This window comes from Deltaproteobacteria bacterium (genome assembly GCA_016183175.1).
Lineage (GTDB): Bacteria > UBA10199 > UBA10199 > UBA10199 > SBBF01 > JACPFC01.
In genome coordinates this window covers 1-22,849 of sequence record JACPFC010000106.1, presented here as the reverse complement: position 1 = coordinate 22,849, position 22,849 = coordinate 1, and the positions used below count along the sequence as shown (strand labels likewise).

Annotated in this window: 24 protein-coding genes and 1 tRNA gene; 11 read left to right on the top strand and 14 right to left on the bottom strand. The window is 53.6% G+C overall.

Annotated features, from left to right (window positions below; genetic code table 11):
• Positions 1-62: 62 nt before the first annotated feature.
• Complete coding sequence (locus HYU99_10260) at positions 63-956, bottom strand: M48 family metallopeptidase (protein MBI2340725.1); 894 nt, start codon at positions 954-956, stop codon at positions 63-65.
• A gap of 284 nt (positions 957-1,240) precedes the next feature.
• Between HYU99_10260 and HYU99_10255 the strand changes: the two genes are divergently transcribed.
• The gene (locus HYU99_10255; GenBank protein MBI2340724.1) at positions 1,241-2,137 is read left to right on the top strand and encodes a hypothetical protein; all 897 of its coding nucleotides are present in this window, start codon (positions 1,241-1,243) and stop codon (positions 2,135-2,137) included.
• A gap of 8 nt (positions 2,138-2,145) precedes the next feature.
• Here HYU99_10255 and HYU99_10250 read toward each other — a convergent pair.
• From HYU99_10250 to folK, 5 genes are all read right to left on the bottom strand, one after another.
• Positions 2,146-2,232: transfer RNA gene (locus HYU99_10250), tRNA-Ser, on the bottom strand.
• A gap of 290 nt (positions 2,233-2,522) precedes the next feature.
• Positions 2,523-2,879, bottom strand: a complete 357-nt coding sequence (locus HYU99_10245) for a PilZ domain-containing protein (protein MBI2340723.1) — start codon at positions 2,877-2,879, stop codon at positions 2,523-2,525.
• 195 nt (positions 2,880-3,074) lie between these two features.
• A complete protein-coding gene (locus HYU99_10240) occupies positions 3,075-3,479 on the bottom strand; it encodes a hypothetical protein (GenBank protein MBI2340722.1) in 405 nt (134 codons plus the stop codon).
• 16 nt (positions 3,480-3,495) lie between these two features.
• The gene (fsa, locus tag HYU99_10235; protein MBI2340721.1) at positions 3,496-4,140 is read right to left on the bottom strand and encodes a fructose-6-phosphate aldolase; all 645 of its coding nucleotides are present in this window, start codon (positions 4,138-4,140) and stop codon (positions 3,496-3,498) included.
• Between the two features lie 220 nt (positions 4,141-4,360).
• Positions 4,361-4,876 (bottom strand): 2-amino-4-hydroxy-6-hydroxymethyldihydropteridine diphosphokinase, encoded by a 516-nt coding sequence (gene folK, locus HYU99_10230; GenBank protein ID MBI2340720.1) that lies wholly within the window; start codon positions 4,874-4,876, stop codon positions 4,361-4,363.
• Positions 4,877-4,943: 67 nt separating this feature from the next.
• On the opposite strand from folK, the gene HYU99_10225 reads away from it, so the two are divergent.
• A complete protein-coding gene (locus HYU99_10225) occupies positions 4,944-6,149 on the top strand; it encodes an LL-diaminopimelate aminotransferase (GenBank protein ID MBI2340719.1) in 1,206 nt (401 codons plus the stop codon).
• 124 nt (positions 6,150-6,273) lie between these two features.
• Here HYU99_10225 and HYU99_10220 read toward each other — a convergent pair whose 3' ends face one another.
• Together HYU99_10220 and HYU99_10215 are read right to left on the bottom strand one after the other, a co-directional pair.
• Positions 6,274-7,830, bottom strand: a complete 1,557-nt coding sequence (locus HYU99_10220) for a sodium-dependent transporter (protein MBI2340718.1) — start codon at positions 7,828-7,830, stop codon at positions 6,274-6,276.
• On the bottom strand, positions 7,827-8,234 hold the full coding sequence (locus HYU99_10215) for a hypothetical protein (protein MBI2340717.1): 408 nt from the start codon (positions 8,232-8,234) through the stop codon (positions 7,827-7,829). The genes HYU99_10220 and HYU99_10215 overlap by 4 nt, the downstream gene beginning before the upstream one ends.
• 73 nt (positions 8,235-8,307) lie before the next feature.
• On the opposite strand from HYU99_10215, the gene HYU99_10210 reads away from it, so the two are divergent.
• Genes HYU99_10210 through HYU99_10200 form a run of 3 tightly spaced genes read left to right on the top strand, consistent with a single transcriptional unit; the run spans position 8,308 to position 11,042 of the window.
• Positions 8,308-10,050 carry a transglycosylase SLT domain-containing protein gene (locus HYU99_10210; protein ID MBI2340716.1) on the top strand — a complete coding sequence of 581 codons (1,743 nt, stop codon included), beginning with the start codon at positions 8,308-8,310 and terminating at the stop codon, positions 10,048-10,050.
• A gap of 45 nt (positions 10,051-10,095) precedes the next feature.
• Positions 10,096-10,671 carry a CoA pyrophosphatase gene (locus tag HYU99_10205; protein ID MBI2340715.1) on the top strand — a complete coding sequence of 192 codons (576 nt, stop codon included), beginning with the start codon at positions 10,096-10,098 and terminating at the stop codon, positions 10,669-10,671.
• Positions 10,672-10,718: 47 nt separating this feature from the next.
• Positions 10,719-11,042, top strand: coding sequence for a hypothetical protein (locus tag HYU99_10200; GenBank protein ID MBI2340714.1), 324 nt, complete (start codon positions 10,719-10,721; stop codon positions 11,040-11,042).
• A gap of 106 nt (positions 11,043-11,148) precedes the next feature.
• Here HYU99_10200 and HYU99_10195 read toward each other — a convergent pair whose 3' ends face one another.
• The 3 genes from HYU99_10195 to HYU99_10185 all read right to left on the bottom strand — a co-directional run bounded on the left by HYU99_10195 (position 11,149) and on the right by HYU99_10185 (position 14,719).
• Entirely contained in the window at positions 11,149-13,587 is a 2,439-nt protein-coding gene (locus tag HYU99_10195; GenBank protein ID MBI2340713.1) for a DNA internalization-related competence protein ComEC/Rec2, read from the bottom strand.
• A 3-nt stretch (positions 13,588-13,590) separates the two neighbouring features.
• Positions 13,591-14,271, bottom strand: a complete 681-nt coding sequence (locus HYU99_10190) for a hypothetical protein (protein ID MBI2340712.1) — start codon at positions 14,269-14,271, stop codon at positions 13,591-13,593.
• Between the two features lie 172 nt (positions 14,272-14,443).
• A complete protein-coding gene (locus HYU99_10185; GenBank protein ID MBI2340711.1) occupies positions 14,444-14,719 on the bottom strand; it encodes a hypothetical protein in 276 nt (91 codons plus the stop codon).
• Between the two features lie 370 nt (positions 14,720-15,089).
• Between HYU99_10185 and HYU99_10180 the strand changes: the two genes are divergently transcribed.
• The 3 genes from HYU99_10180 to HYU99_10170 all read left to right on the top strand — a co-directional run bounded on the left by HYU99_10180 (position 15,090) and on the right by HYU99_10170 (position 17,346).
• Entirely contained in the window at positions 15,090-15,437 is a 348-nt protein-coding gene (locus HYU99_10180; GenBank protein MBI2340710.1) for an MGMT family protein, read from the top strand.
• Positions 15,438-15,532: 95 nt separating this feature from the next.
• On the top strand, positions 15,533-15,982 hold the full coding sequence (locus tag HYU99_10175) for a nucleoside deaminase (protein ID MBI2340709.1): 450 nt from the start codon (positions 15,533-15,535) through the stop codon (positions 15,980-15,982).
• Positions 15,979-17,346, top strand: a complete 1,368-nt coding sequence (locus HYU99_10170) for an NAD-dependent succinate-semialdehyde dehydrogenase (GenBank protein MBI2340708.1) — start codon at positions 15,979-15,981, stop codon at positions 17,344-17,346. Before HYU99_10175 ends, HYU99_10170 begins: the two co-directional genes overlap by 4 nt.
• A gap of 20 nt (positions 17,347-17,366) precedes the next feature.
• On the opposite strand, the gene HYU99_10165 is transcribed toward HYU99_10170, so the two are convergent.
• Both HYU99_10165 and HYU99_10160 read right to left on the bottom strand, forming a co-directional pair.
• Positions 17,367-17,633, bottom strand: coding sequence for a BrnA antitoxin family protein (locus tag HYU99_10165; protein ID MBI2340707.1), 267 nt, complete (start codon positions 17,631-17,633; stop codon positions 17,367-17,369).
• Positions 17,605-17,892 carry a BrnT family toxin gene (locus HYU99_10160; GenBank protein ID MBI2340706.1) on the bottom strand — a complete coding sequence of 96 codons (288 nt, stop codon included), beginning with the start codon at positions 17,890-17,892 and terminating at the stop codon, positions 17,605-17,607. The genes HYU99_10165 and HYU99_10160 overlap by 29 nt, the downstream gene beginning before the upstream one ends.
• A 209-nt stretch (positions 17,893-18,101) precedes the next feature.
• Here HYU99_10160 and HYU99_10155 point away from each other — a divergent pair, with 209 nt between their 5' ends.
• From HYU99_10155 to hemH, 3 genes are read left to right on the top strand one after another with little or no spacing between them, the layout of a single operon-like run.
• Complete coding sequence (locus tag HYU99_10155) at positions 18,102-18,326, top strand: hypothetical protein (GenBank protein ID MBI2340705.1); 225 nt, start codon at positions 18,102-18,104, stop codon at positions 18,324-18,326.
• Positions 18,327-18,360: 34 nt separating this feature from the next.
• Positions 18,361-19,821: an oxygen-independent coproporphyrinogen III oxidase gene (gene hemN / locus HYU99_10150; GenBank protein ID MBI2340704.1), complete on the top strand. Its 1,461-nt coding sequence runs from the start codon at positions 18,361-18,363 to the stop codon at positions 19,819-19,821.
• Complete coding sequence (hemH, locus tag HYU99_10145; GenBank protein MBI2340703.1) at positions 19,818-20,852, top strand: ferrochelatase; 1,035 nt, start codon at positions 19,818-19,820, stop codon at positions 20,850-20,852. The genes hemN and hemH overlap by 4 nt, the downstream gene beginning before the upstream one ends.
• Here the strand turns inward: hemH and hemE are convergent.
• Positions 20,809-22,800 (bottom strand): uroporphyrinogen decarboxylase, encoded by a 1,992-nt coding sequence (gene hemE / locus HYU99_10140; GenBank protein MBI2340702.1) that lies wholly within the window; start codon positions 22,798-22,800, stop codon positions 20,809-20,811. The two genes, hemH and hemE, sit on opposite strands and share 44 nt — an antisense overlap.
• Positions 22,801-22,849 lie beyond the last annotated feature (49 nt).

The window sequence follows — 22,849 nt, the reverse complement described above, 5'->3', positions numbered from 1 at the left end:
GGCAGGCACAACCGGCGGACAGGTTTGACAAAGGGGGGTGGGGCCGATGGAATTTACAACAGTTAGTAAGCGGCACCGGCAGAGCTTTGGATTTGCAGAGCCTCCGGGAGCCACGCCTCAAGCGCCTTTGCCCGTTCTCCGCTGGCGGGATGCGAGGCGAAAAAGTCGGTGCGTTTTGAGTTGGGGCCTCCCTTGGCGGCCGCTTTTTTCCAGATGTCGATGGCCGCCTGCGGGTTGTAGCCCGCCTTTGCGAGATAATAGAAACCGATCTGGTCGGCCTCCTTTTCGTGCTTCCGGCTGTAACTGGGGAGATAGAGGTTCACGCCGAGTGAAAAGACCTGATTAAAAATATATTCCGCGTTGGGCCCCAAACCCTGCCCAAAGCCGATCACGCCGGCCAGCCCGATGAGGTTGATCCCCTGATAGGTGGTCAGCCGCCGCGTGATGTGCCGCACCGTCGCATGGGCCATTTCATGGCCGATCACGGCGGCAATTTGATCGTCGTTGTTGATATCGACCAATCCTTTTTCACGGTCGAACAGGCCGGTAAATACGCCGATCTTCCCCCCCGGCATGGCAAAGGCGTTCACCACATCGGGCCTGTCGAAGATGTGCACCTCGTAGGGAAAATCCGGCTTGTCGGAAACGGCGGCGAGACGATGGACAATCTTTTCGACGCGTGCCTTCAATTCCTGATGTTTAGGAAGATCGACGCCGACCCCTTCCTTTTTGAATTCCTTGATCTGAAGCTTCATCACATATTCGCCAAGCTTGATGTCATCTTTCTCGGAAAAGAGGTTGAAGTGTTTCCGTTTGTAGTCGTCTAAGTGTTTGTGCTCTCCCTTTGCCCCGGCCGACGACCGCGCCCCCTCCGACTGCGTGGATCCACAGGCGACAGGACCGAAAAGCAGGACGACAAAAACGAAAAAAACCAGACCGCGGCGACCCGTTTTCATGATGGGACTATTTTTCCCCAAACTTTTATCCTTTGTAAAGAAGTTCCTACCTCTGCGGTTTCCAAACCCCCACTTGGGGTGACGGGACTATAGGGCGACCGGAAATCAAGACGGACAGACCTTATCTGTCTAATCTTTTGGATTTTATTACTAACCAAATTTCCTTTTATCTTCTCTATTTTTCAAATGCTTGCAAATTATTAATTAATTCGATATGTTGCTGATTCGTCTGGCATTAAGTTTGCAAAGATTTATTTTTCTACATGTCCGTCCGTCCCGAAAGAATGTGTCATCGCATCTCGTTGGGGTTAAAAAAGGTGGTCTTCGACCGCCGTTTTGAAGAACGCCCCGAAGAGGCCCCTTACAACAACGGGGAGCCGCTTGATTTTGAGCATCCCATTGGGCGGATCAGTTCAACCACCAGCTATGGTGGCCCGCGGTCGAAGTACAAAGTCAACGAGGACAGCTATTTTACCGGAGTCACCACCAATGGAGCGCTGATTGCCGGAGTTATCGACGGCGCCGGGGGGAGTTTGAGCGGATACCTCGCCGGCCTCTATGCCAACGAACAGCTCTCCGACATCCTGATGAAAGGGGGGGGCCTGTTCGACGCCTTCATGGGGGCGCACAATCTGGTGCGGGAAAAGGCCTGCGGCGCCTATGCCTCGGCGGTTGTGGTTCAGATCGACCGTCTGCTTAACGTCATGCTGGCCATCAAGGGAGATTCCAAGGCCATGACGTTCGGAAAGGGACCCGGTCCCGAGGGTAAAATCATCAGCGAAGGGACCACGAGAATGGAAAACGTGGTGAGCGAACGGATTGAAAAAGGGCTTCTTCGTCCCGAGGATTTTTACAACCATCCCGAAAAGCACATCATCACCGGCGCCATCGGATATGGAAACGGCCTTCCCTGGCAGACCGCCTTCAGGGCCTCGCCCGGGGACCGGATCGTGCTCGGCTCCGACGGCCTCTGGGATGTGGTGAGCGAATACGAGATTCTGAAAATGGCGAAGGAAACAAGTCCCTCCGGATTCCAAATGGCCCTCTTTGATCTCGCCTACGCCCGTAACAACGCGGAGGCTCCCTTTGTTATCCAGATGTCGCCTGATCATTCCATCCGCGCCGCCCCTCCCCGCGCGGCGGACAATATCACGGTGCAGGTGGTGACGGTGGGTGCGTAGCAGGTATGCGGAAGGGGTGGGATTTGAACCCACGATAGCCTTTCGACTATACCAGATTTCGAGTCTGGCGCCTTCAACCGCTCGGCCACCCTTCCCTGACAACTGCCGGCCGAGCCTAGAAAATTCGCCCAAAGATTGCAAAGATAAATTGCCACACCGCGGTCTATCATTTTCGTAAGCCAATTCCCCGCGGGGAACAAAATAATTTTAGTGAGCGAGGATCGGATTTATTCCGTCCGAGCGAACGGGGGGTAGGGTTCCCAAGCCGCGCCGCCGGTGGCGGATTAAGCGGCTTGGGAGCGGAATCAGTTTCCGCCCCCACCTCACTCGAACCGGTGGCGTTCGGCGGGGACCCCGGGCGCCAGCGGCAAAGCCCCCGATTTAATCAATGGAGTTTGTCCTTGATGAACCGGTCGATGGCGAGAATGTTGTCGTCGTAGAGGCCGGAAAAGCGGATGGCCAGTCCCCCCTTGCGCGGGCTTAAAAAGGAGCCCTTTTCCACGCGGGCCACCTCGCCCGCCACCACCACCGGCTTGGACATATCGGGGAGATAAACCGCCGCCTGCACTTTTTCCTGTTCCCTCACCTCCTTTTTTTTGACGGGGAGATACATCCCGCCGCAACTCAAGTTGACGGCGGTGGTTTTTACATTTTGCCCGTTCAGGAGGAGATCAACCTCCACATCGACATGGACGCGCCGGTAATTGCGGCGTTCGGGGCGGGTGAAGATATCTTGAGACATTATATTTGGGGCCCTTTCGGCCCGTTTGATGCTACTCGCGTTAATGTATTGCGGGCCTCAAACCCGCCTGCCAATCCGGCGGGCAGGTGGCCCCAAACCCCGCGCAAATCACCCGCCTCAGGCGGGATGATTTGCTTCTTTAAGCCTTATAAAATTTCAATCCGGCCTGTCAAACGGATAAAGTAACATCATGCGTCATGGCGACTCTTTGTTTTTCAACTCCTGAATCAACGCCTCAATCTCCCGCAACTGGACCTCTTTGTCGATCTGCGGATTGCTCCAGGTTGTCGCCATTTCCTTTATTTTTTCACGGACGGCACGGCGGTCCCCGCTCGGCAGGCTTAAGTAGCCGTCCACATCGCGGTCGATCCTGTTCATGATCGCCTCTTTTTGCGGGGGAGGCCACTCATCCGGCAGGGACCGTTCCACATAGGGCCGCATCTGGGGATAGGCGTACTTTAACCCCTGATCGAGAAGAAAAGCGGTGCGCGTCAGGAAAAGGTAACTGCCGCCGAACAGAATCCCGGCAAGCAAAAGCATGCCGACAAAGCAACCGAAGGTGAATGAACAACAACCGCAACCTTTTTTTTCGGAAGACACAACACCCCCTCATCCATTATTTCGGCACTTTTTCCCAATCTGCAAGAAATTTTTTCAGCCCTGCGTCCGTCAACGCATGTTTGGCCAACTGCCGGATGACCGCGAACGGGAGAGTCGACACATCGGCGCCGATGAGCGCCGCCTCCAGAAAATGAATGGGATTCCGGACGCTGGCGACGAGGATTTGTGTTTTGATGCCGTAGTTGGTATAGATGGTTTTGATCTGACGGATCAAATCCATCCCCACCTGGCCGATGTCATCCAGACGCCCGACAAACGGGCTGATATAGGTCGCCCCCGCCTTGGCCGCCAAAAGCGCCTGATTGGCCGAAAAACAGAGGGTGCAGTTGACCGGAATTCCCAGATCGCGGCACTTGCGAATCGCCTTTAAGCCCTCTTCGATCAGCGGAATTTTGACGACGACATTTTTGTGGATGCCGTGAAGTTTTTTGGACTCCTCCACAATCGAGTCGCATTTGAGCGTCACCGTCTCGAGCGAAATGGGGCCGTTGACCTCTGCAATAATATCCTTGATGACCTCCTCAAACCGTCGCCCCGTTTTGGCGACCAGTGACGGATTGGTGGTCACGCCGTCGATGGCCCCCATGGCGTTGGCCTCGCGAATTTCGCCGATATCGGCGCTGTCGATGAAGATTTTCATTTCTCCCTCCGATTAAAACATTCCCGATTGCAGTAATAACCCCCATTGGCCCGGAAGGCAACAGCGGACGTGTTGTACGTCCCGCAGGTTGGGCACGGATAAAGTTGCTCCCTCCCCTCGTCCAGGCGATTTTCTCTTTTTTGCGCCGGGGCAAACAGACGGGTGATATAGCGAAAAACGAAATAGATTAAAAGCAGGATGAAAAGGGCGCGTAAGAGATTCATGATTGGTGAATAGTGGATGGTGAATAGTGGATGGTGGAAGACAGATCCCCTGCCATTTCCCGAACCGTCCTTTTGTGTACGGGATGGATCCACTGAGGCGCGATTTCGCAGAGCGGCTCCAGAACAAACCGCCGGTTCTGAATCTCTGGATGGGGCACCCTAAGGGTGTTTGTGTGAAAGACCAAATCATCATAAAACAAGAGATCGAGATCGATAATCCGGGACTCCCATTTTTCGCGCCTCTCCCGCCCCATTTCTTTCTCGATGACCAAGAGCCGTGCAAGAAGAAGTTCGGGGGTTAATGTGGTGCTGATCTCGCAAACAGCATTGACATATGCCGGTACGGTGGAGTGGTCGACCCCGTCCGGCACCAGCGGATCGGTCGGGTAAAAAGAGGAACAGCAGGCAAGCGTGATCCCTTCGGTGTTCTCGAGCTTGCACAGGGCGCGATGGCACTGCTCGGCGGGATTGCCCAGATTGGAGCCAATGGCGATAAAGGCAATGTGCGGCACGACAATGGACTAAGACACATTGTCGATTGAAATCAAGAGGGAAAGCGTGGTACACCCAAGGCAAATTATGCCCCAAATAAATGATAACTATTTGAAACTCAAGGCGGGCTACCTTTTTCCCGAAATCGGCCGCCGGGTAAAGGCATTTCAGGAAAAAAATCCAAAAACTTCCCTGATCCGTCTCGGCATCGGCGACGTGGTCTTGGCCCTCCCCAAGGCGGTCATCCGCGCCTTTCACGAGGCGGTGGACGAAATGGCCGAGCCGCTCACCTTTCACGGCTACGGGCCGGAGCAGGGGTATCCGTTTTTGATCGAGGCCGTCATCGAGAATGATTTTAAGCCGCGCGGCGTGTCTCTGAAGCCAAATGAGATTTTTATCTCCGACGGCTCCAAGTGCGACACCGGAAACATCCAGGAAATTTTTTCCCTCAAAAACAAAGTCGCCGTCACCGACCCGGTCTATCCGGTTTATGTCGATACGAACGTGATGGCGGGGCGAACCCCCATCCTCCATATACCGGCGACCGCGGAAAATGATTTCGACCCCGATCCGCCGAAGAAAAAAGCGGACCTCATCTATCTCTGCTCCCCCAACAATCCCACGGGCCACGCGATGAGCCGGAGTTCGCTCAAAAAATGGGTCGATTACGCCAAAAAGAACCGCGCCGTCATCCTCTTCGACGCCGCCTACGAAGCATATATCACGGACAAGACAATCCCCCATTCCATTTACGAAATCGAGGGGGCAAAAGAGGTGGCCATCGAGTTTAGGAGCTTTTCAAAAACCGCGGGCTTCACCGGCACCCGTTGCGCCTACACCGTGATTCCGGAGGCATTGAAGGCCAGAGATAAAAAGGGAAAAGCGGTGGCGGTAAACCCTCTGTGGCACCGGCGCCAGACGACAAAGTTCAACGGCGTTTCGTACCCGGTGCAAAAAGCGGCCTCCGCCTGCTACACGCCGGAGGGAAAGCAGGAGGTCCGCGAGCTGGTCGATTTTTACATGGAAAGTGCGCGGCTGATCCGCGAGGGATTGATCTCGCTGGGGCTTGAGGCCTTTGGAGGGATCAACGCCCCCTACATCTGGCTTAAAACCCCCGGCAAAATGAATTCATGGGCCTTTTTTGAAAAATTGCTGAAGGAATGTCATGTCGTTGGAACACCGGGGGCCGGCTTTGGCCCCTCCGGCGAGGGCTATCTTCGCTTGAGCGCCTTTGGTTTCAAGGAAAAAATCGAAGAGGCGGTGGAACGGATAAAAACGCGGCTGAAAATTTAGCGCTTTTCTTTTTTCTTCAGCACTTTCCAAAAACAGAAAACGCACAGGCCCAGAATAATCGCCCACGAACCGGCCATGAAAATCAGGCCCTCGGAAGACAAATCGTTTATCGCCATCATGGACATCATAAAATCCGGTGCTCCCTTTTAAAAACGCGATTAACCATCCAAAGAATAGCGATCAACATGCCGGCCAGCACAATTCGGGCTGTAATCACATAGGGAAGGTTGGTCTCCGAAACCCCCTTGAACAGAAGGACATCCAGCCCGTTTTGGACAAACCAGGCGACAAGAAGGACAATCAGATAAACCGGCGTCACATACTTGAGGATATAATAGAAAATCCTCGGAATCCTGATATCGGCGCCGCTGACAATTTCTTCCCAGGCCTTTTTGGCGCCGAAAATCCAGAAAAAGACGATGATCTCGATCACGGCAAAGGCCACCACGCCAAAGGTGCCCGCCCAGAAATCGAATTCATCCAAAAAACCGTACTTGAGGAAAAAAATCACCGGCAGGCCGAAGGCAAGTAAGACAGCCCCGCAGGCCCATGCCGCCTTCTTCCGGCCGATCTGGAACTCTTCCTGCAAAAAAGCCATCAGCGGCTGGACAATGGCCACCGAACTGGTGAGGGCCGCCAAAAAAAGGAGAAAAAACCATATGCCGCCGAAGATCTGTCCCAGGGGCATTTTCTGGAAAATAATCGGCATCGCCTGAAAACCAAGGTCGAACGCCCCCCCTTTGGCGATGGCGGTTGTGGCGGCAATGCCGAAAAAGGCCACCGCCACCGGAATGGCGATGGAGCCGCCGCAGACCACTTCGGCAAATTCGTTGGTGACCGAGGTAGTGAGGCCGTTTAGTGCGATGTCTTCATCTTTTTTGACGTAGCTGGCAAAGGTCTGGATGGCGCCGAAGCCGAGCGACAGGGTGAAAAAAATCTGCCCCGCCGAGGCGAGCCAGATCTGGCTTTGGGTAAGCTTTGAGAAATCGGGATTCCACATGAAGCCGAAACCATGCAGAACGCTCATTTCGGGATGCGTCGGATCGGGGGTCCCGAGGGTGAACACGCGCACCACCATGGCAATGGCGAAAATAAAAAGGGTCGGCATCGCCCACTTGGCCAGCCATTCGATCCCCTTCACAATGCCGCGGGAGAGTATCTGGACGTTCACGAAGAGAATAAACAGATAAAAAAGAAGGGCCGGCACGATGGTTTTAAAGTGGGCGCTGGGATACCGCCCCTGATAACTGGCCAGAAATTCCCCCATCCCTTCATGGGTCATGATGCCGAAGTATTTTCCGGTCACCGAAAAAACGGCGTAGGCCAGCGTCCACGATTCGATGTAAACATAATAGATGGCCACCACCGTCGGGATAAAAATCCCCAGCGCCCCCAGATATTTTGAGACAGGATGTTTCCAGAGGACATGGAAGATGCCGGGGGTGGTGCCGCAGTGGTGTCGGCCGCCGATACGTCCCATGGCCCATTCGCACCACATAAGCGGGATGCCGAGCAAAAAGAGGGCGATGAAATAGGGGATCATGAAGGCCCCGCCGCCGTTTTGGGCGCACTGGACCGGAAAGCGGAGAAAATTGCCGAGGCCGATGGCGTTGCCGGCCACGGCCAGAATCAGGCCGACGCGTGTGGCCCAAACTTCACGGGGTTTTGATGGTGCTTTCATTCAATCGCGATTGTCCCGCTGGAGGGGCTCATGCCGTCCACATGAAACGCGCAATAATAGAAAAATACCGTCCCGGAGGCGGCCTCGGGAAGCGTCAGCAGGGCTGTTCCCCCGGAAGAGACCGTCACGTCAAAGTCACCCGTATCGTCAAAGGCATCCTCGGCGCTCTGGCTGGTGACGGTGTGCGGCGTATCATCATTGTTAATGACGGTGATGGTGGAACCGGAAGGAGCGGTCAAAGCGGGGGTGGCAAAAACATGTCCGGCCGAGATGGTCAGCGTGACCCCTTCCTCGTCATCCTCCTCCGACTCTTCCGAATCCGACGTTGAACCGCAGGAAACAGAAGAGAACGCAAGAACCAAAAGGGGGAGCCAAAATTGCGCGTGCTTTTTGATGTGGGGCATCCAAGTCTTTTAGCAAATCGAGAGGGATCTGTGAATTGATTTTTTTGACAATTCGACTATAATTACAGATTCGATGACTTATTCCAAAAAATTCCGGCAAATCGCGTTCGTTCTCTCCCTTTCCATCAGCCTCTATCTGCTGGTTTTTGGAATTCCATCGCAGATTGCCCGCCATTTTCGTCCCGATTCTGCGACCGCGGCCATGATTCCGCCTCCGGAGGCCGAAGGGGCAAACGAAACGGCTCCCTCCGCCGGCTTGAGCGATTTCATCCAGTTCAAGGCGAGCGGCGAGGCGCCGTTTCCGGCGGACGAGGCGGAAAAATCGCTGGTCGCCATAAAAGAGGAATTCGAGCGCCGCTTTGGCGTCCCGTTTGACGAGGCATGGGTGTCCGACTCCCGGCAGGATCGCGACCCGGTCCATTATTCGTTCCCTGTTCCCGAGGCGATCCGTGGAATGGTCGATTTCTGGATTCAGGTTTTCGGCCGGTACGACAAGGACCAGTATCTTTTCCACCACAAGGACAATGTGGCCATTGTCTACTCCGCCATCGACTTGTCCGGCCTCGACGATCTGACCTCCGGCCTCTCCCCCTCCATGGCCGGCGCGCTCAAAGACCAGTTTATCCTTGAAGAAAAAATGCGCCTCCGCAAAATGCTTTTGGGCCTCCCCCAAAAAATTTCCGGCGGCGCCAGCTTGACCCCCGAGGAAAAACGGATCGCCGATCTTTTTGCCCGCGAAGGCCCTTCCTCGCTTTCGGAGGCGGCCGATCCGGACAATATCGACACGCAATCGGGATTCAAAAACCGTTTTCTCCGGGCCATCCGGCTTTCCGGCCTCTACATGAAGGAGATGGAAAATATTTTTGCGCTGAAGGGACTCCCGGTGGAACTGACCCGCATCCCCTTTGTGGAGTCGGCCTTCAACATCAATGCCGTCTCGTCGGCCGAGGCGGTGGGGCTTTGGCAATTCATCTACCCCACCGGAAAGCGCTACCTGAAAATCGACTCGTGGGCGGACGAGCGGCTCGACCCCATTCTTTCCACCTACGCGGCGGCCCGGCATCTGGCCAATGAATACAAACTGCTCGGCTCCTGGCCGCTGACCGTAAATGCATATAACACGGGCCCCGGCCGCCTGCTTCGCGCCAGGGAAGAGTTGAAAACGGACGACATCGCGACGATCATCAAAAATTTCAAGGATCCGGGCTACCAGTTTTTTTCGCGCAACTATTATCCCGAATTTTTGGCGGCGCTTTATGTTTACGACAATCAGGAGACGTTTTTCGGCCCGATTGAAAAACTTCCTCCCCTGCAATATGAGCTCTTCATGCCGCAGGAGAGCATCAACCTGAAAATGCTTGCGGAGATGGTGGATGTCGATCCCGAGGTCTTAAGAAATTTAAACCCCGCCATCGCGGAGGATGTGTTGAACGGCGACTATTCGCTCCCCGCAGGCTACCTGGTAAAAATCCCGAAAAATTTCGGCCCCCTCTTTGCCCGCGCGGCGGCCCGATACTGGAGGCAGATCCAGACCGCCGAATGGCATGTCGTGCAGGAGGACGAAACAACCGCCTCGATTGCCGATTACTACCGGATACCGTTGGAGAGCCTGGAAGAGGCGAACAACCTGATTCCCGGCGAACCGATTTCTCCCGGAATGATCATCAAACTCCCCCGCGACAGTGGTGCGTCAACCGATACCGGTGTGGCGATGACGCCGGAGGAGGGTTCCCACCGAGCGCCGACCGAGCAGGGAGGAGAGAGCGAGGTGGGAGCGGAGATGAAAGAGGAGAATGGGATAGTTAATCAACTCTGAATAGATACGAATAGCAACAACCGGGCCGAAAGGGCCCCAAGCATAATGGACAAACAGCTTTCAAAATTTTTGGCCCGGCAGAAGCGGGCTGTTCAGACACACCCGGGAGCGCCGGCGCAATTGACCAAGGCGGCGGTGCTGGTTCTTCTTCTCCGCGAAAAGGGTGAGGATCATCTCCTTTTCACCAAACGGTCGCAGATCGTTTTGCATCACAAGGGGCAGATCTGTTTTCCGGGCGGCGCCTGCGATGAGGGAGACAGCGATTTGTGGGCCACGGCGATTCGTGAAACCCGGGAGGAGATCGGCCTCGAACCTTCGCTGGTTTCATCCGTCGGACGCTTGGGACAACTGGCGACGCCAAGCGGTTATCTGGTGACCCCGTTTGTCGGCAGGGTAAGTCAATCCTTCACCTTAAAACCCAGCCTCTCCGAGATTGCCGAGATTTTCACCGCTCCGGTCGGCCACTTCCTGAACCCCGAAAATTTTCGACATGTGAAAAAACAGCTCTATGGCATCGAATACGAAGATCCCACCTTCATCTATAAGAACCACGAAATCTGGGGGGCAACGGGGAGGATTCTGGTGGAGTTCCTCGAGGCGTGGCGTGTCTCATACAAATGACTTTGACATTTGACATTGTCCAGAGCATCTGCTGATACTCCTGCCCAATGCGAAAAACACTCATGACACTGTTAATGCTCGCCGTCCTCGCCGCCTGCGGCGGGCGGATGCCATCGGCCAAATCGGCCCATTCAATGACCGCGGGCTTTTTTAAAAGCTACGGCAAAAAATACAAAACCTCCATCATCGGCCAAAACCCGGTTCAAAAGGTCGAAATCAATGGCGTGTCCGAACAGGCCCGGAATCTTTCCGAAATCGACGCCTTCCTGCAGTTGGGAAACGGCCAGATGGCCCGCGTCCTTTTAACCGCCAAAAAAACCCCGCCGCTGGGGTGGGATATTCTGTCGTGGGAAATGCTGGAATTACGGTAGTGACAACAAACAAAAGGGGTCCCTTTGTCTTCGCAATTTTCGTAAGCCGCCCGGAGTTGGATTGTCTCGCCGACAGATGTCGCCGGCGGGAACGAAAATTACTTCGTCAAAAGGACCCCTTTTGTTTGTTGTATGTTTTGACCTGAATTTCACTCCCGTCAAAATTCACCTGAATCGCCCCGTCCCGGTCGGTTCGATACATTGGAATGTGGAGGCTTTCAAACCGCCGGACCACTTCGCGCGAGGGATGACGAAACCGGTTCCCGGCTCCGACCCCGACAGTAGCTACGCGCGGCAAGACCGCCTTTAAAAAATCCTCCGAACTTGATGTCCGGCTCCCGTGGTGGCCGACCTTCAGATAATCGGAGCGTAGGGGCGTCCGCCACGAAGTATTGGCGGACGCCCCTATCATCGATCGCAACAATTTAAATTCCCCCCACGATTCGAGGTCGCCCGTAAACAACGCCGTCCAGCCGCGCACCGTAAGACGAAGGACAACCGACCGGTTATTGTCTTTGGCGGTGATCTTGTCCTCCGGATCGGGCGAAAGGACCTCCCAGCGATCTTCCGCCGACAAAGAAAATTGCATCCCGCGACTCATTTCGACGATTTTGATCCCCTTTTCCCCGGCTGTTTCCAACAAATGCCGATAAGCCGGGTTGTCGTCCAAAACCCCGTTCCACCAGAGTTCGCCGACCCGGTAAGACTCCAGCACCTTTTGAAGACCCAGATAGTGGTCGGTGTCGGCATGCGTGACCACAACGGCATCCAGCCTTGGAATCCGTTCATACAGCAAAAAAGGGATCAATACATTTTCTCCCAGATCGAAAAAAGGGGATCCCCCGCCGTCAATCAGCACCCGTTTCGGTCCAGGCGATTCCACCAAAAGGGAATCCCCCTCCCCCACGTCGATCTGCGTGATCCGGAAACGATCGGCGCCGTACACCTGATGGAGCCTGAAACCCCCGTCAACGAGAAAAACAGCGGCAACGGCAAGGGCGGTAATTTTGCGAAATCGGGGCCGGACGCCGAGGACAAACGTAAAAAGGAGAAAAAAATAGAGCATCAGCTCCCAGCCGCGGGGCGGAAAAACAAGGAGAGGGGTTCCAAACAATGAATCGGCCTTTTGCAAAATCCGGAGGGCCGCGTCGATAAGCCGGGTGTCAAAAGCAAAAAGAAACGAGGCGGCTCCCGGCGCAAAAATTTCAAGGACAAGGGATACAAGGCCGATGGGCACAATCACCAGTTCAAAAAGGGGAACCGCCCAGAGGTTCATGATGAATGAATCGGGGGTCATGCGATGAAAATAATAAACAAGAATGGGGGTTAGCCCGATAAACACCGCCGCATTGATCAGAATCAATTCGCCGAACCAGGAGGTAATTTGCCTCAAAAGGTTTTTCTTTTTGTCATCCGGCTTTTGGGCAAAAAAATCCGACAAAACAGGCAAAATCAGCGCAAGACACAAGACGGCGCCAAACGACAGCTGGAATGAAAGATCAAAGAGGTCGGAAGGGCGCGTCAAAAGAATGATAAAGGCCGCCAAAAAGACGACGTTCAGGAGATCGCGCGAGCGGTTTAATATCATCGCGGCCAGATAGGCGACAATGGCGATATAGGCCCGCGTAATGGAAGGGTTCGGTTCACAAAAGAGAACATAGAGAGTCAGTGGAACCATCGTCGCCCCGGATGCGATTTTTCGCATGGGAAATGAGAGGAGGAGGCGGGGAAAAAGCCTTGCTGTCGCCATGAACAGATGAAAGATCAAAAAGGCCAGCGTGGCGAAGTGGAGGCCGGAGATGACCAGAAGGTGATTGATGCCGTGATTGCGAAACAAATTTTCGGTCTCGAAGTCGAGAAGCGACTCATCCCCCCAAAGGAGGGCGACGAGAATCCCCGCGGAACGCGTTCCCGCAAGGGAGACAAGATGTTCTTTTGTTTTTGTCTTGAGCGCATCCATTCTGTACTCCAGAGCCGAAAGACGGGCCGGCTGAGCCGGTTCAACCGGTTCAATCGCCGAGATATCTTTCGGGGTCCGGATGAAGCCTGTCGCTAAAATCCCCTTCCGGCGCAAATAACGGGCATAATTGAAGCCGCCGGGGTTTTTGTAAGAGACCGGCTCTTTAAGGCGGGTGTGAAAGCGAATCCAATCGCCCCGTCGGAACGGCATGGCAGTATCGATGAGTGTCAGAAGAACTTTTGCCTCGCGTCCGTCTTCGGCGCGTTTCTTGACCGTAAGTTTGGTTTTTTTCTCTGCAACTTCTACGCGTTTTGCCAAGAAGTTTGCGGACTGTTTGAAGGTCCATTCGGACCATTTGGTTGGCGCCTGCCCGCCAGCTTTTTGGAGGGGCCCTGCCGCCTTGGTCTTTTCTCCCGAGACATCGGGGTTTTCGACGATCACCCCTTCGTATTCGGCGGGCTTATCGGGGAGCGGGAGACTTTTTTTATTGGGGAGAATCCAATGATCCCAGGCAAGAATCCCGATGATGAGGAGGCAAAGGGGATAAAAAAGCGGCCTGCGCGCGATTTCGCGGGGGGCGTACACAGGTTACTTATTCTCAATCAGCCGCTCTTTTTCAACGATTCTTTTCAGTTCGAGATCGATCTGTTCAAAGAGGCGTTGGGTCGCCTCGTAGATTTTTTCGTAATTGGGGTTTCGGGTCTTGTTGGAGAGGATGACCGAGAGGCGTTCCTTCAGCCCTTTTAAAAACAGGCGGGCCTTGTCGCCGGGATACTGCTCGGCCATCCGGATAAAGGCGGTGACGTTCATGCCGTTTAAGACCAGCTGGCCGTCATCATCAAGGGAATACGAAAGGCCGTCGGCCTTTTCGTCGTATTTGCGCTTGAGAAGGCGCATAATCTTGGCGATGTAGGCATCCACCAGCGCCGAGAGATGCCCCAGCTCGCCGGTGGGGTCGAGTTCCTCGACGATGACTTCCCCTCCCGCTTTTCTTTTCCGCTTTTTTGAATTTTTGCGGATGTAATAGTTCCGAAACGCCTCCAGCTCGCCGGCCAGCTTTGACAAGGCAACAGGTTTCTGGTTTGCCGTCTGCTCGATAAGACCAGCCACATCGCGGCCGTTTAAGACGATGCGCCCGCCGGAGTAGTCCCATTTTCCGGGAGGGGGTTTGGGAAGAACGGGGGCGCGGGGAAGGTTGCGGTCGATCCGCGTCTGCGGAATTTCGGCCGGCTCGACCTTCTGGATGAGCCTGATTGGCTTAATGTCCACAGGTTGATTTTCGGTGAATTGCCGTAGATTGGCAACATCAAAAGGAGAGTCCCTTTGTCTTCGCAATTTTCGCAAGCCGCCCCGAGTTGGATTGTTTCGTCGGTGGATGTGGCTGGCGGGAGCGAAAATTGCTCCGTCAAAAGAACTCTCCTTTTGATTTGATTGACCGGCGCTACCGTTTCATCGCCGCGCCGAGTGCCTTGGAATAAATGGGAGAGAAGCTTTTGGTCTGCGGATCTTTGTCCAGCTCCTCCGCAAACCGGTCGAGATGCCGCTTTTGGTCGTCGGTTAAATTGAGGTTGGCGATATTGTGGCCGCGATAAAAAATGGCCTGGCGTTTTTTGTCGAAATGAAGGGAGACGACCTCTTTGTTGTCAACGAAGGTATAGGTCACTTTGTCATGGGTATAAAACATCTTGCCGTCATAAACCCCGTGCGGTTTGAACAATTTGTCAATGTTCGGAATTTCAACGTAGGGTCTCGGAGGAATTGGTGACTCCTGGGTCAACGACCCGTGGGTTTCAGACCCAGGGGTCACTGACCCATGTTGGGACCCCGCGGTAGGATGATTCCTTTTCGATTCTACAAGATGTTTATCCCTCATACCTCGACTCACCCCTTCTGTAACAACATGCAGATTTCGTGCCAACCAAACGAGTTTTGTTCATATTTTAACTAGCTGAAATTACTAATATTTTTACTTATGTCCCTTCCAAGCCCCAAAAAAAACCATTTTCAATATGATAACTTTATCGATTTGAGAGCTTACTAGTGTTTAAATATTGACGCTCCCACCCTGCTCGACTAGTTGTTTCCCCATGTCTCAAATAAAAAAACCGAACTTCTCATGTGGAACGCCGTTTCAGCAAAAGGTTTGGCGGCAACTGATGAAAATCCCGGCCGGCCAGGTTCGGAGTTACGCATGGGTGGCCAAAAAAATAGGCAAGCCCGAAGCGGTGCGGGCGGTGGGGCAGGCGGTGAAAAAAAATCCGTATCCGGTGGTGGTGCCATGCCACCGGGTCATTCGCGCCGACGGGTCGATCGGCGGATTTTCTTTGGGAGTAAAAAAGAAAAAGGAACTGCTGGCGCGGGAAGGAATTGAATGCAGAGGGAGCTCTGTGACGCGTGGCAGTCAGCGGAAGCGAGGTGAAAGGACAAAGCAATGAGTCATTGTTTACGCAACGATCAAAGCCAAAGTCGAGAAAAATTACCTGAATTGAGCGAGCTGACGCCAGCGGAACAGAGCTCCCTCTGCAGATTCATGCAACTGGCCCTTGTTGAGGCCCGAAAGGCCGCCGATGAGGGTGAAATTCCCATCGGCGCCGTCCTCGTTCACAAGAGTGAAATTGTTGCGAGGGCGCACAACGCGCGCGAGAAATCGAAAAATCCCCTCCACCATGCCGAAATGGCGGCGCTGGAAGAGGGGGGGAAACGGCTCGACAACTGGCGGCTTTCCGAGACGACCCTGTATGTCACCTTGGAACCCTGTCTCATGTGCCTGGGGGCGGTGTTACAGGCGCGGGTAGGAGGGCTGGTTTTTGGCTGTACCGACCCCAAACGGGCCTCCGCGCACCTTTTTCCATCCCTCTCCAACCAGAGTTCCATCACCGCAAACAATCATACCTTGCAAATTACCGGCGGAATTTTGGAAAATGAGTGCGCCGCCTTGCTGAAGGATTTTTTTGAGACCAAAAGGGAGAAAAAAGGATGATTTTCAAGTCGATCAATCCGACAAACGGTTCGCTCATCAACAAATACACTTCCATGTCCTCCAAAAAAGTTGCCGCGATTTTGGCCGGCGTGTCGGAGACTTTTCAGGAATGGCGAAAGACTTCATTTGCGGAGCGATCGGAAAAAATGAGGAAGACAGCCGGGATTCTCCGCTCCAAAAAAGAGGAATTTGCCCGGCTCATGACCTGTGAAATGGGAAAACCGATTGCGCAGGCGCGGACCGAGATTGAAAAATGCGCCTGGGGTTGCGATTTTTTTGCCGAAAACGCCGAAAAATTCCTCTCGCCCGAAATCGTCCCAACCGATGCGGCAAAAAGCTATGTTGCCTATACGCCCCTCGGCGTTGTTTTGGCGATCATGCCGTGGAATTTTCCTTTCTGGCAGGTTTTTCGATTCGCGGCTCCGGCGATTATGGCCGGAAACGCCGTCGTCCTCAAACATGCCTCCAATGTGTCCGGTTGCGCCCTCGCGATTGAGGGTATTTTCCGCGACGCCGGGTTTCCAAAGAATCTGTTTCGGACTCTTCTGATTGCCGCAAAAGACACGGGAAAAATCATCGATCATCCGGCGGTCTGCGCGGTGACGCTGACCGGCTCTACCCCGGCGGGACGCTCGGTTGCGGCCAAGGCGGGAGCGGCACTGAAAAAAACGGTCCTGGAACTGGGGGGAAGCGATCCGTATGTGATTTTGGCTGATGCCGACTTGAATCAGGCGCTTGAGACCTGCGTTTTTGCCAAACTGTTGAACACCGGGCAAAGTTGTGTGGCGGCCAAGCGGTTTATCGTGGTGGAATCGATCCGCAAAGAATTTGAAAAACGGCTGGGTGAAAAGATGTCCGGGAAAAAAATGGGGGACCCGTTTGACGAAGCGGTTTCGCTCGGCCCGCTCGCCCGTCCCGATTTAAGAGAAGAGCTCCATCGGCAAGTGGTAAAAAGCGTCAAAAAAGGGGCCAAACTTATTTTGGGAGGAAAAATTCCGGAAGGCAAAGGGGCTTTTTATCCTCCGACTATTCTGACGAAGGTAAAAAAGGGAATGCCGGCCTATGATGAAGAACTCTTCGGCCCGGTGGCTTCAATCATTTCCGTCAAAGATGAGAAGGAAGCAATCAGGGTTGCAAACGACACCCCTTTTGGCCTCGGCGCGGCGGTCTTTACAACCGACATCACAAAGGGAGAACATATTGCCACGGACGAATTGGAGGCGGGAAACTGTTTTGTGAACACCCATGTGAAGTCTGACCCCCGCCTCCCCTTCGGCGGGATCAAACAGTCGGGCTACGGGCGCGAACTCTCCAGCTTCGGCATTCGCGAGTTTGTGAATATCAAGACGGTCTACATTAAATAACGGCGCAAAAATTGCATTTTCTATGCCGCCTGCTTAAGGAGAATCTGATTAATGACCGTTTGATACCCCACCCCTCTTTTCCTTGCTTCTCCTCTAACCCACGAGAGTGCGAGAGGATGCAGGCGGATGGAAACCGCAAGGTATTTATCCCTGGATAACTTGGGCGGGCGGCCGCGGCTTTTCCGTTTTACGCCCAAAGTTCTTTCGATGGCTTTCCGGTATTTTTTCAACTCCTCGGAAGTTGCCCTTCGCGCCCGTTCAAACGGGAATTCTCTGTATCGTATCATAAATTTCCCTCTCTTTTCTGCTTGCGGGTCGCGCACTGATTACCCTGATTATTTCCGCGCGCTCTGTAAAGACAACAACCGCTAATCTTCCAGCGTCGGTATTGCCAATTAACCATTTTCTCTCTTCCGCAACAGAATGTTTTTTGTCATCGACAATCAAAGAAAGCGGGTCATCAAACGCTGTGATAGCCTCTGCAAAACTAAAACCATGTTTCTTTTCGTTTAGTTCCGCCTTTTTGGGATCCCAATCGAATCTCATTTTTAGTATATACCGTAAATAAATGAATGCAAGGCCAAAAACAGCCTCTCTGAACATGAGCAAATCTCGTGCCACCTGTGGCAATGAGATCGGATTCATTAAATTTCAAGGACTTATGAAACGGGAGGTTGGTGCAACCGTCCATTTTTGGGGCGCATTCGTCCGAAAATCGGACGGTTAGATCTACGGAATAGATTGTAGAGAGAGGTTTGACCCAGGGCAACGATTTCTTTGGAGGGATCGGCATTCTGAATTATGAGATAACAGGCGTAACGGGAAAAGAGCGTCACCTTGACCTCCCGTTGCCCTCCTTTGCCAATGCCGATCATTTCGGTGACGTCAACGAAATGATCCTCAATACGCTGACCACTGTTAAAACAGGCGGTACGGCATTGAGAGGAGGTCACGATATTCAAAAGAAAAGATGGGGTTGAAATCGTGCACCAAAGCGGATTATAGGAGAATCCCATGGACAGCCGCTTGCTCCAATTACTTCAAAAGTACGACGTACCGGGACCGCGGTATACAAGCTACCCCACCGTGCCGGCATGGACGAGCGATGTGGGGAAAGAAAACTATAAAAAAGCTCTGAGAGAGATAACGGGTGACGCCTGCGGGAGGGCTCCCGATCGAGCCGCAGTCGTGCTCCTTCACGACGAGGACGAGAGCGGGAGGACCCGCAGGCGGCAGGACCCGTTATCTCTCTACTTCCATCTCCCCTTCTGCGAATCGCTCTGCCATTTTTGCGGTTGTATGCAGGTGATCACCAAAGACCATGCCCGCTCCCGCGAATATGTGGATGTCCTTTTGACCGAGCTCGATCGGATCGGTGATCTTCTGCCCAAGGATACAAGGGAGGTCGTCCAGCTTCACTTCGGCGGCGGCACCCCCAATTTCCTTCAACCGGAAGAACTCAAAGAAATCGTCGATCGTGTCCGAAAACATTTTCATCTTTTGTCCGACGCCGAAATCGCAATCGAACTGCACCCGCGAACTTCGACAGAGGCCTTTTGCGAGATGCTGGCGGAACTCAAGTTCAACCGGATTTCCCTCGGTGTGCAGGATTTCGACCCAACCGTCCAAAAACTGATCCATCGCAATCAAACCTACGAAATGACGGAAGAGATGGTGACGCTTCTGCGGAAACTCGGTTTTCAGTCGTTCAACTTCGATCTGGTTTACGGCCTTCCGGGACAAACCATGAAGGGCTGGAAAGAGACGCTGAAAAAAGTCCTTTATCTCCACCCCGACCGTCTGGCGGTTTACAGCTATGCCCATGTCCCGTGGGTCCGCCCTGTTCAGCGGTCGTTCAAAGACTCCGATCTCCCGCCGCCAGAACTGAAACTTCAGCTCTTTGAAAAGGCCTACGAGACATTCACCCAAAACGGCTATCGCCACATCGGCATTGATCACTTCGCCCTGAAAGAGGATGAGTTGAGCCGGGCGCTGGATAACGAAACGATTCACCGGAATTTCATGGGATATTCAACAAGGGCCGATGCCCACCAGATCGGTTTTGGAGTCAGCAGTATTTCGTATGTCGGCGGGAACTATTTTCAGAACAAAAAGGAATTGAGGGCTTATTATGAATCGATAAGACAAGGTCAACTCGCGACATTTCGCGGTTTTTGCTTAAACCGCGACGACACCTTGCGGCGCGACTTGATCACCCGCATCATGTGCCGGGGCCGCGTGGATATTCCGGCCTTTGAAAAGGCATGGGACATCCGGTTTGCCGATTATTTTGCGGAAGATGTTTCACGGCTGAAAACTTTTGCCGACGACGGCCTGTTGGCGATCGACGAAAATAAAATTCGGGCGGTCAACGAAGGGACCCTCTTTTTAAGAAACATCGCCATGGCGTTCGACCGCTATCTGGAGGGAGTCCGGAGTCACGCAAAAACGCCGGTATTTTCGAGGACGGTATGAAAAACGGCGTCCTTCTCATCAATCTCGGCACCCCGGATGAACCGACGGTCCCGGCTGTCCGGAGATACCTCAAAGAGTTCCTGTCCGACCCCTATGTGATCGACATTAATCCTTTGGCGCGATGGCTTTTGGTGAACTGCATTATTGGCCCCTTTCGTTCCCCCAAATCGACTTTAGCCTACAAAAAAATATGGACCGACCGGGGCTCCCCGCTTTTGTTTCACACGATGGACCTGACAAAAAAGGTCGCCGAAAAATTGGGAAGCAACTTTGCTGTGGAAACAGCGATGCGTTATGGCAATCCAGGCCTTAAAACAGCGATTGCCAGACTGGTGGACGCCGGCGTTCATTCGATCAAGGTCTTTCCCCTCTATCCGCAGTATGCTCTTTCCTCCACCGAAACCTCCCTTCAGGAGGCAAGTCGGATATTGGGCGAACTCCGTTACGAAGGAATGCTCGACACCGTCGGTCCTTTCTATGGCCACGCCGGTTTTATTCGGGCCTTTGCGGAAACCGGCCGTCCGGTTTTGACCGATCTGAACCCTGATCATGTGGTCTTCAGTTTTCATGGTTTGCCCGAAAGACATATCAGAAAAGTTTCCCGCTGTCCGATGGATAATTCCTGCTGTGAAACGATTTCGGAGCATAATCGCCTCTGCTACCGGGCCCACTGCGTTCAGACGGCCAGAGCCATAGCACAAGAATCGGCATTATCCAAAGACCAATACACCATCTCTTTCCAATCGCGTCTTGGGAGGACACCGTGGATTAAACCCTATACCGATTTGATCCTCCCCGAACTGGCTCGACAGGGAAAAAAGAGAATCGCTGTTTTTTGTCCCTCGTTTGTGGCCGATTGTCTGGAAACACTGGAAGAGATCGCCATCCGCGGAAAGGAATCTTTTTTGGCTACGGGAGGGGAAAGGCTGGCATTGATCCCTTCTCTGAATAGCCATCCCTCATGGGTGGAGGCGATCTGCGAGATGATCACCTCACCTTCCACTCATGCACAAAATCCACCAGCGCCATGACATGGTCGACGGGTGTTTCGGGGAGAATTCCATGACCAAGATTGAAAATAAATCCGGGCCTTTTGCCAACCGCTTGAAGTATTTTTTTTGCCTCGCGACGGATGACCTCCGGCTTTGAAAACAGAATCACCGGATCGAGGTTTCCCATAATTCCCACTTTGCCTAAACGCCTGGCCGCGTCTTTGATATTCACCCGCCAGTCGACGCCGATAACACCCCCCCCCGCCTGCTTTTGCAGTTCCAGCAAAGTTCCGGTGCCGGTTCCAAAATGAATGACGGGGGTTCCCTTTTTAATCCCCAAAATGAGTTTTTTGGTATGGGGCAGGACATATTCCTTGTAATCCTCCGGCGACAAACACCCGACCCAGCTGTCAAACACCTGAAGGAGATCGGCCCCTGCAATCACCTGGGCGTTTAGAAAATCGGTGAGAACCATCACCAGTTTTTTCATCAGGGCCTTCCACGCGGACGGATTCTCCTTCATTAAAACTTTGGTCGGAATGTAGTTGCGCGAACCTTTCCCTTCGATGAGATAGGAAGCCATCGTAAACGGCGCGCCACAAAAGCTGATGAGAGGGATTTGAGGATGCAGGGCCTTGCGTGTCTTGCGGATCGCCTCGAGGACAAACCCAAGCGACTCGTGCGGGTCGACCGGCCTCAAGTTTTCAATCGACTGGATATCCCGCGCCGGCCGGCCGATGACCGGGCCTTCTTTGTCGCGATATTCCAGCGGAACCCCCATCGCCTCCAGCGGCAGGAGGATGTCGGAAAAAATAATCGCCGCATCCACTCCTAGCCGCTCTACTGCCGAAATTGTGACTTCGGCGGCCAGATCGGGATCTTTGCATAATTCCAGAAAACCGACCTTGCCGCGGACCATCTGATACTCCGCCATATACCGCCCCGCCTGCCGCATGAGCCAGATCGGAACGGTTTTGTTTTTTTCGCCCCGACAAGCACGAAGGATGGGCGAATCCGATGTTTGCGTGAACGGGTCCTGCCGCCTTCGGGTTTCCCGCTCTCGTCCTCGTCGTGAAGGAGCACGACTGCGGCTCGATCGGGAACCCTCCCTCGGCGTCACCCGTTCACGTACCTCACATACCGAAGCCCTTTTCTTTTTCCTCATGGCCAACATCCCCCCCTTCTTCGCCGCCAGTTCCACCAGTGCATCCAGTTTATTGGGGAACACCTCTTCATCAGGGAAAAATTGCAGATCAGAGAGCTTTTCGGAACAGACGGGACCGATGGAAAAAATGGCTGTCCGATAAAATCCGCGACGGAGTGCCGCTTCTATCCCCCTCTCTTGGGCGCGGCGGAGCATGTTATCCGCCTGATTGGCACTGGTAAAAAGGGCCAAATCCACCTCGCCGTTGCAAATCGCGTCAATCGCCCGGTTGAGCGGACCAAGATCGTCGGGAAGCGCCCATTGATAAACGGGCACTGGAATCACAGAGGCCCCCTCCTGTTCCAGCTCCTGTAAAAAGGCGGTGTTGGAGATTCCATACTCCAAAACACCGACCCGTCTTCCCTGAAGACAATTTTCCTCTTCGAGAATCGTTAAAATTTCCCGCCAGGTGTTGGGTTCCGGGGCGGTGGCAAAAATCGGGATGTTGTGCATTTTGCAAACGGCAGTCGGCTTGGGGCCACGGACAACGATTTTTGTTTTCGTGGCCAGAGTCCGAATAATCTGTGCTTGGGGATATTTTGTTTCAAGCGTGGAAATAAACGTCCGCGTCGCCACGCCGGTTAAAAGAATGAGAAGATCGATCCGCCCTGCCTCCAGCTCTTCAAAAAAATCAAACACCTTTGGATTTTCCGCGATCGGAACTTCCTTCATCGACGGAGCCACAAGGGCTGTTGCTCCCAGCCCTTCCAATTTCCGCTGGAGGACCAGACTCATCCGGCTTTCAAAGGCGACAACGGTGAGATTTTTTAATTCGTTGGTCATATGATTCTGTGTAGGGGCGTAATTTATTACGCCCAGAATTGAGGGCGCG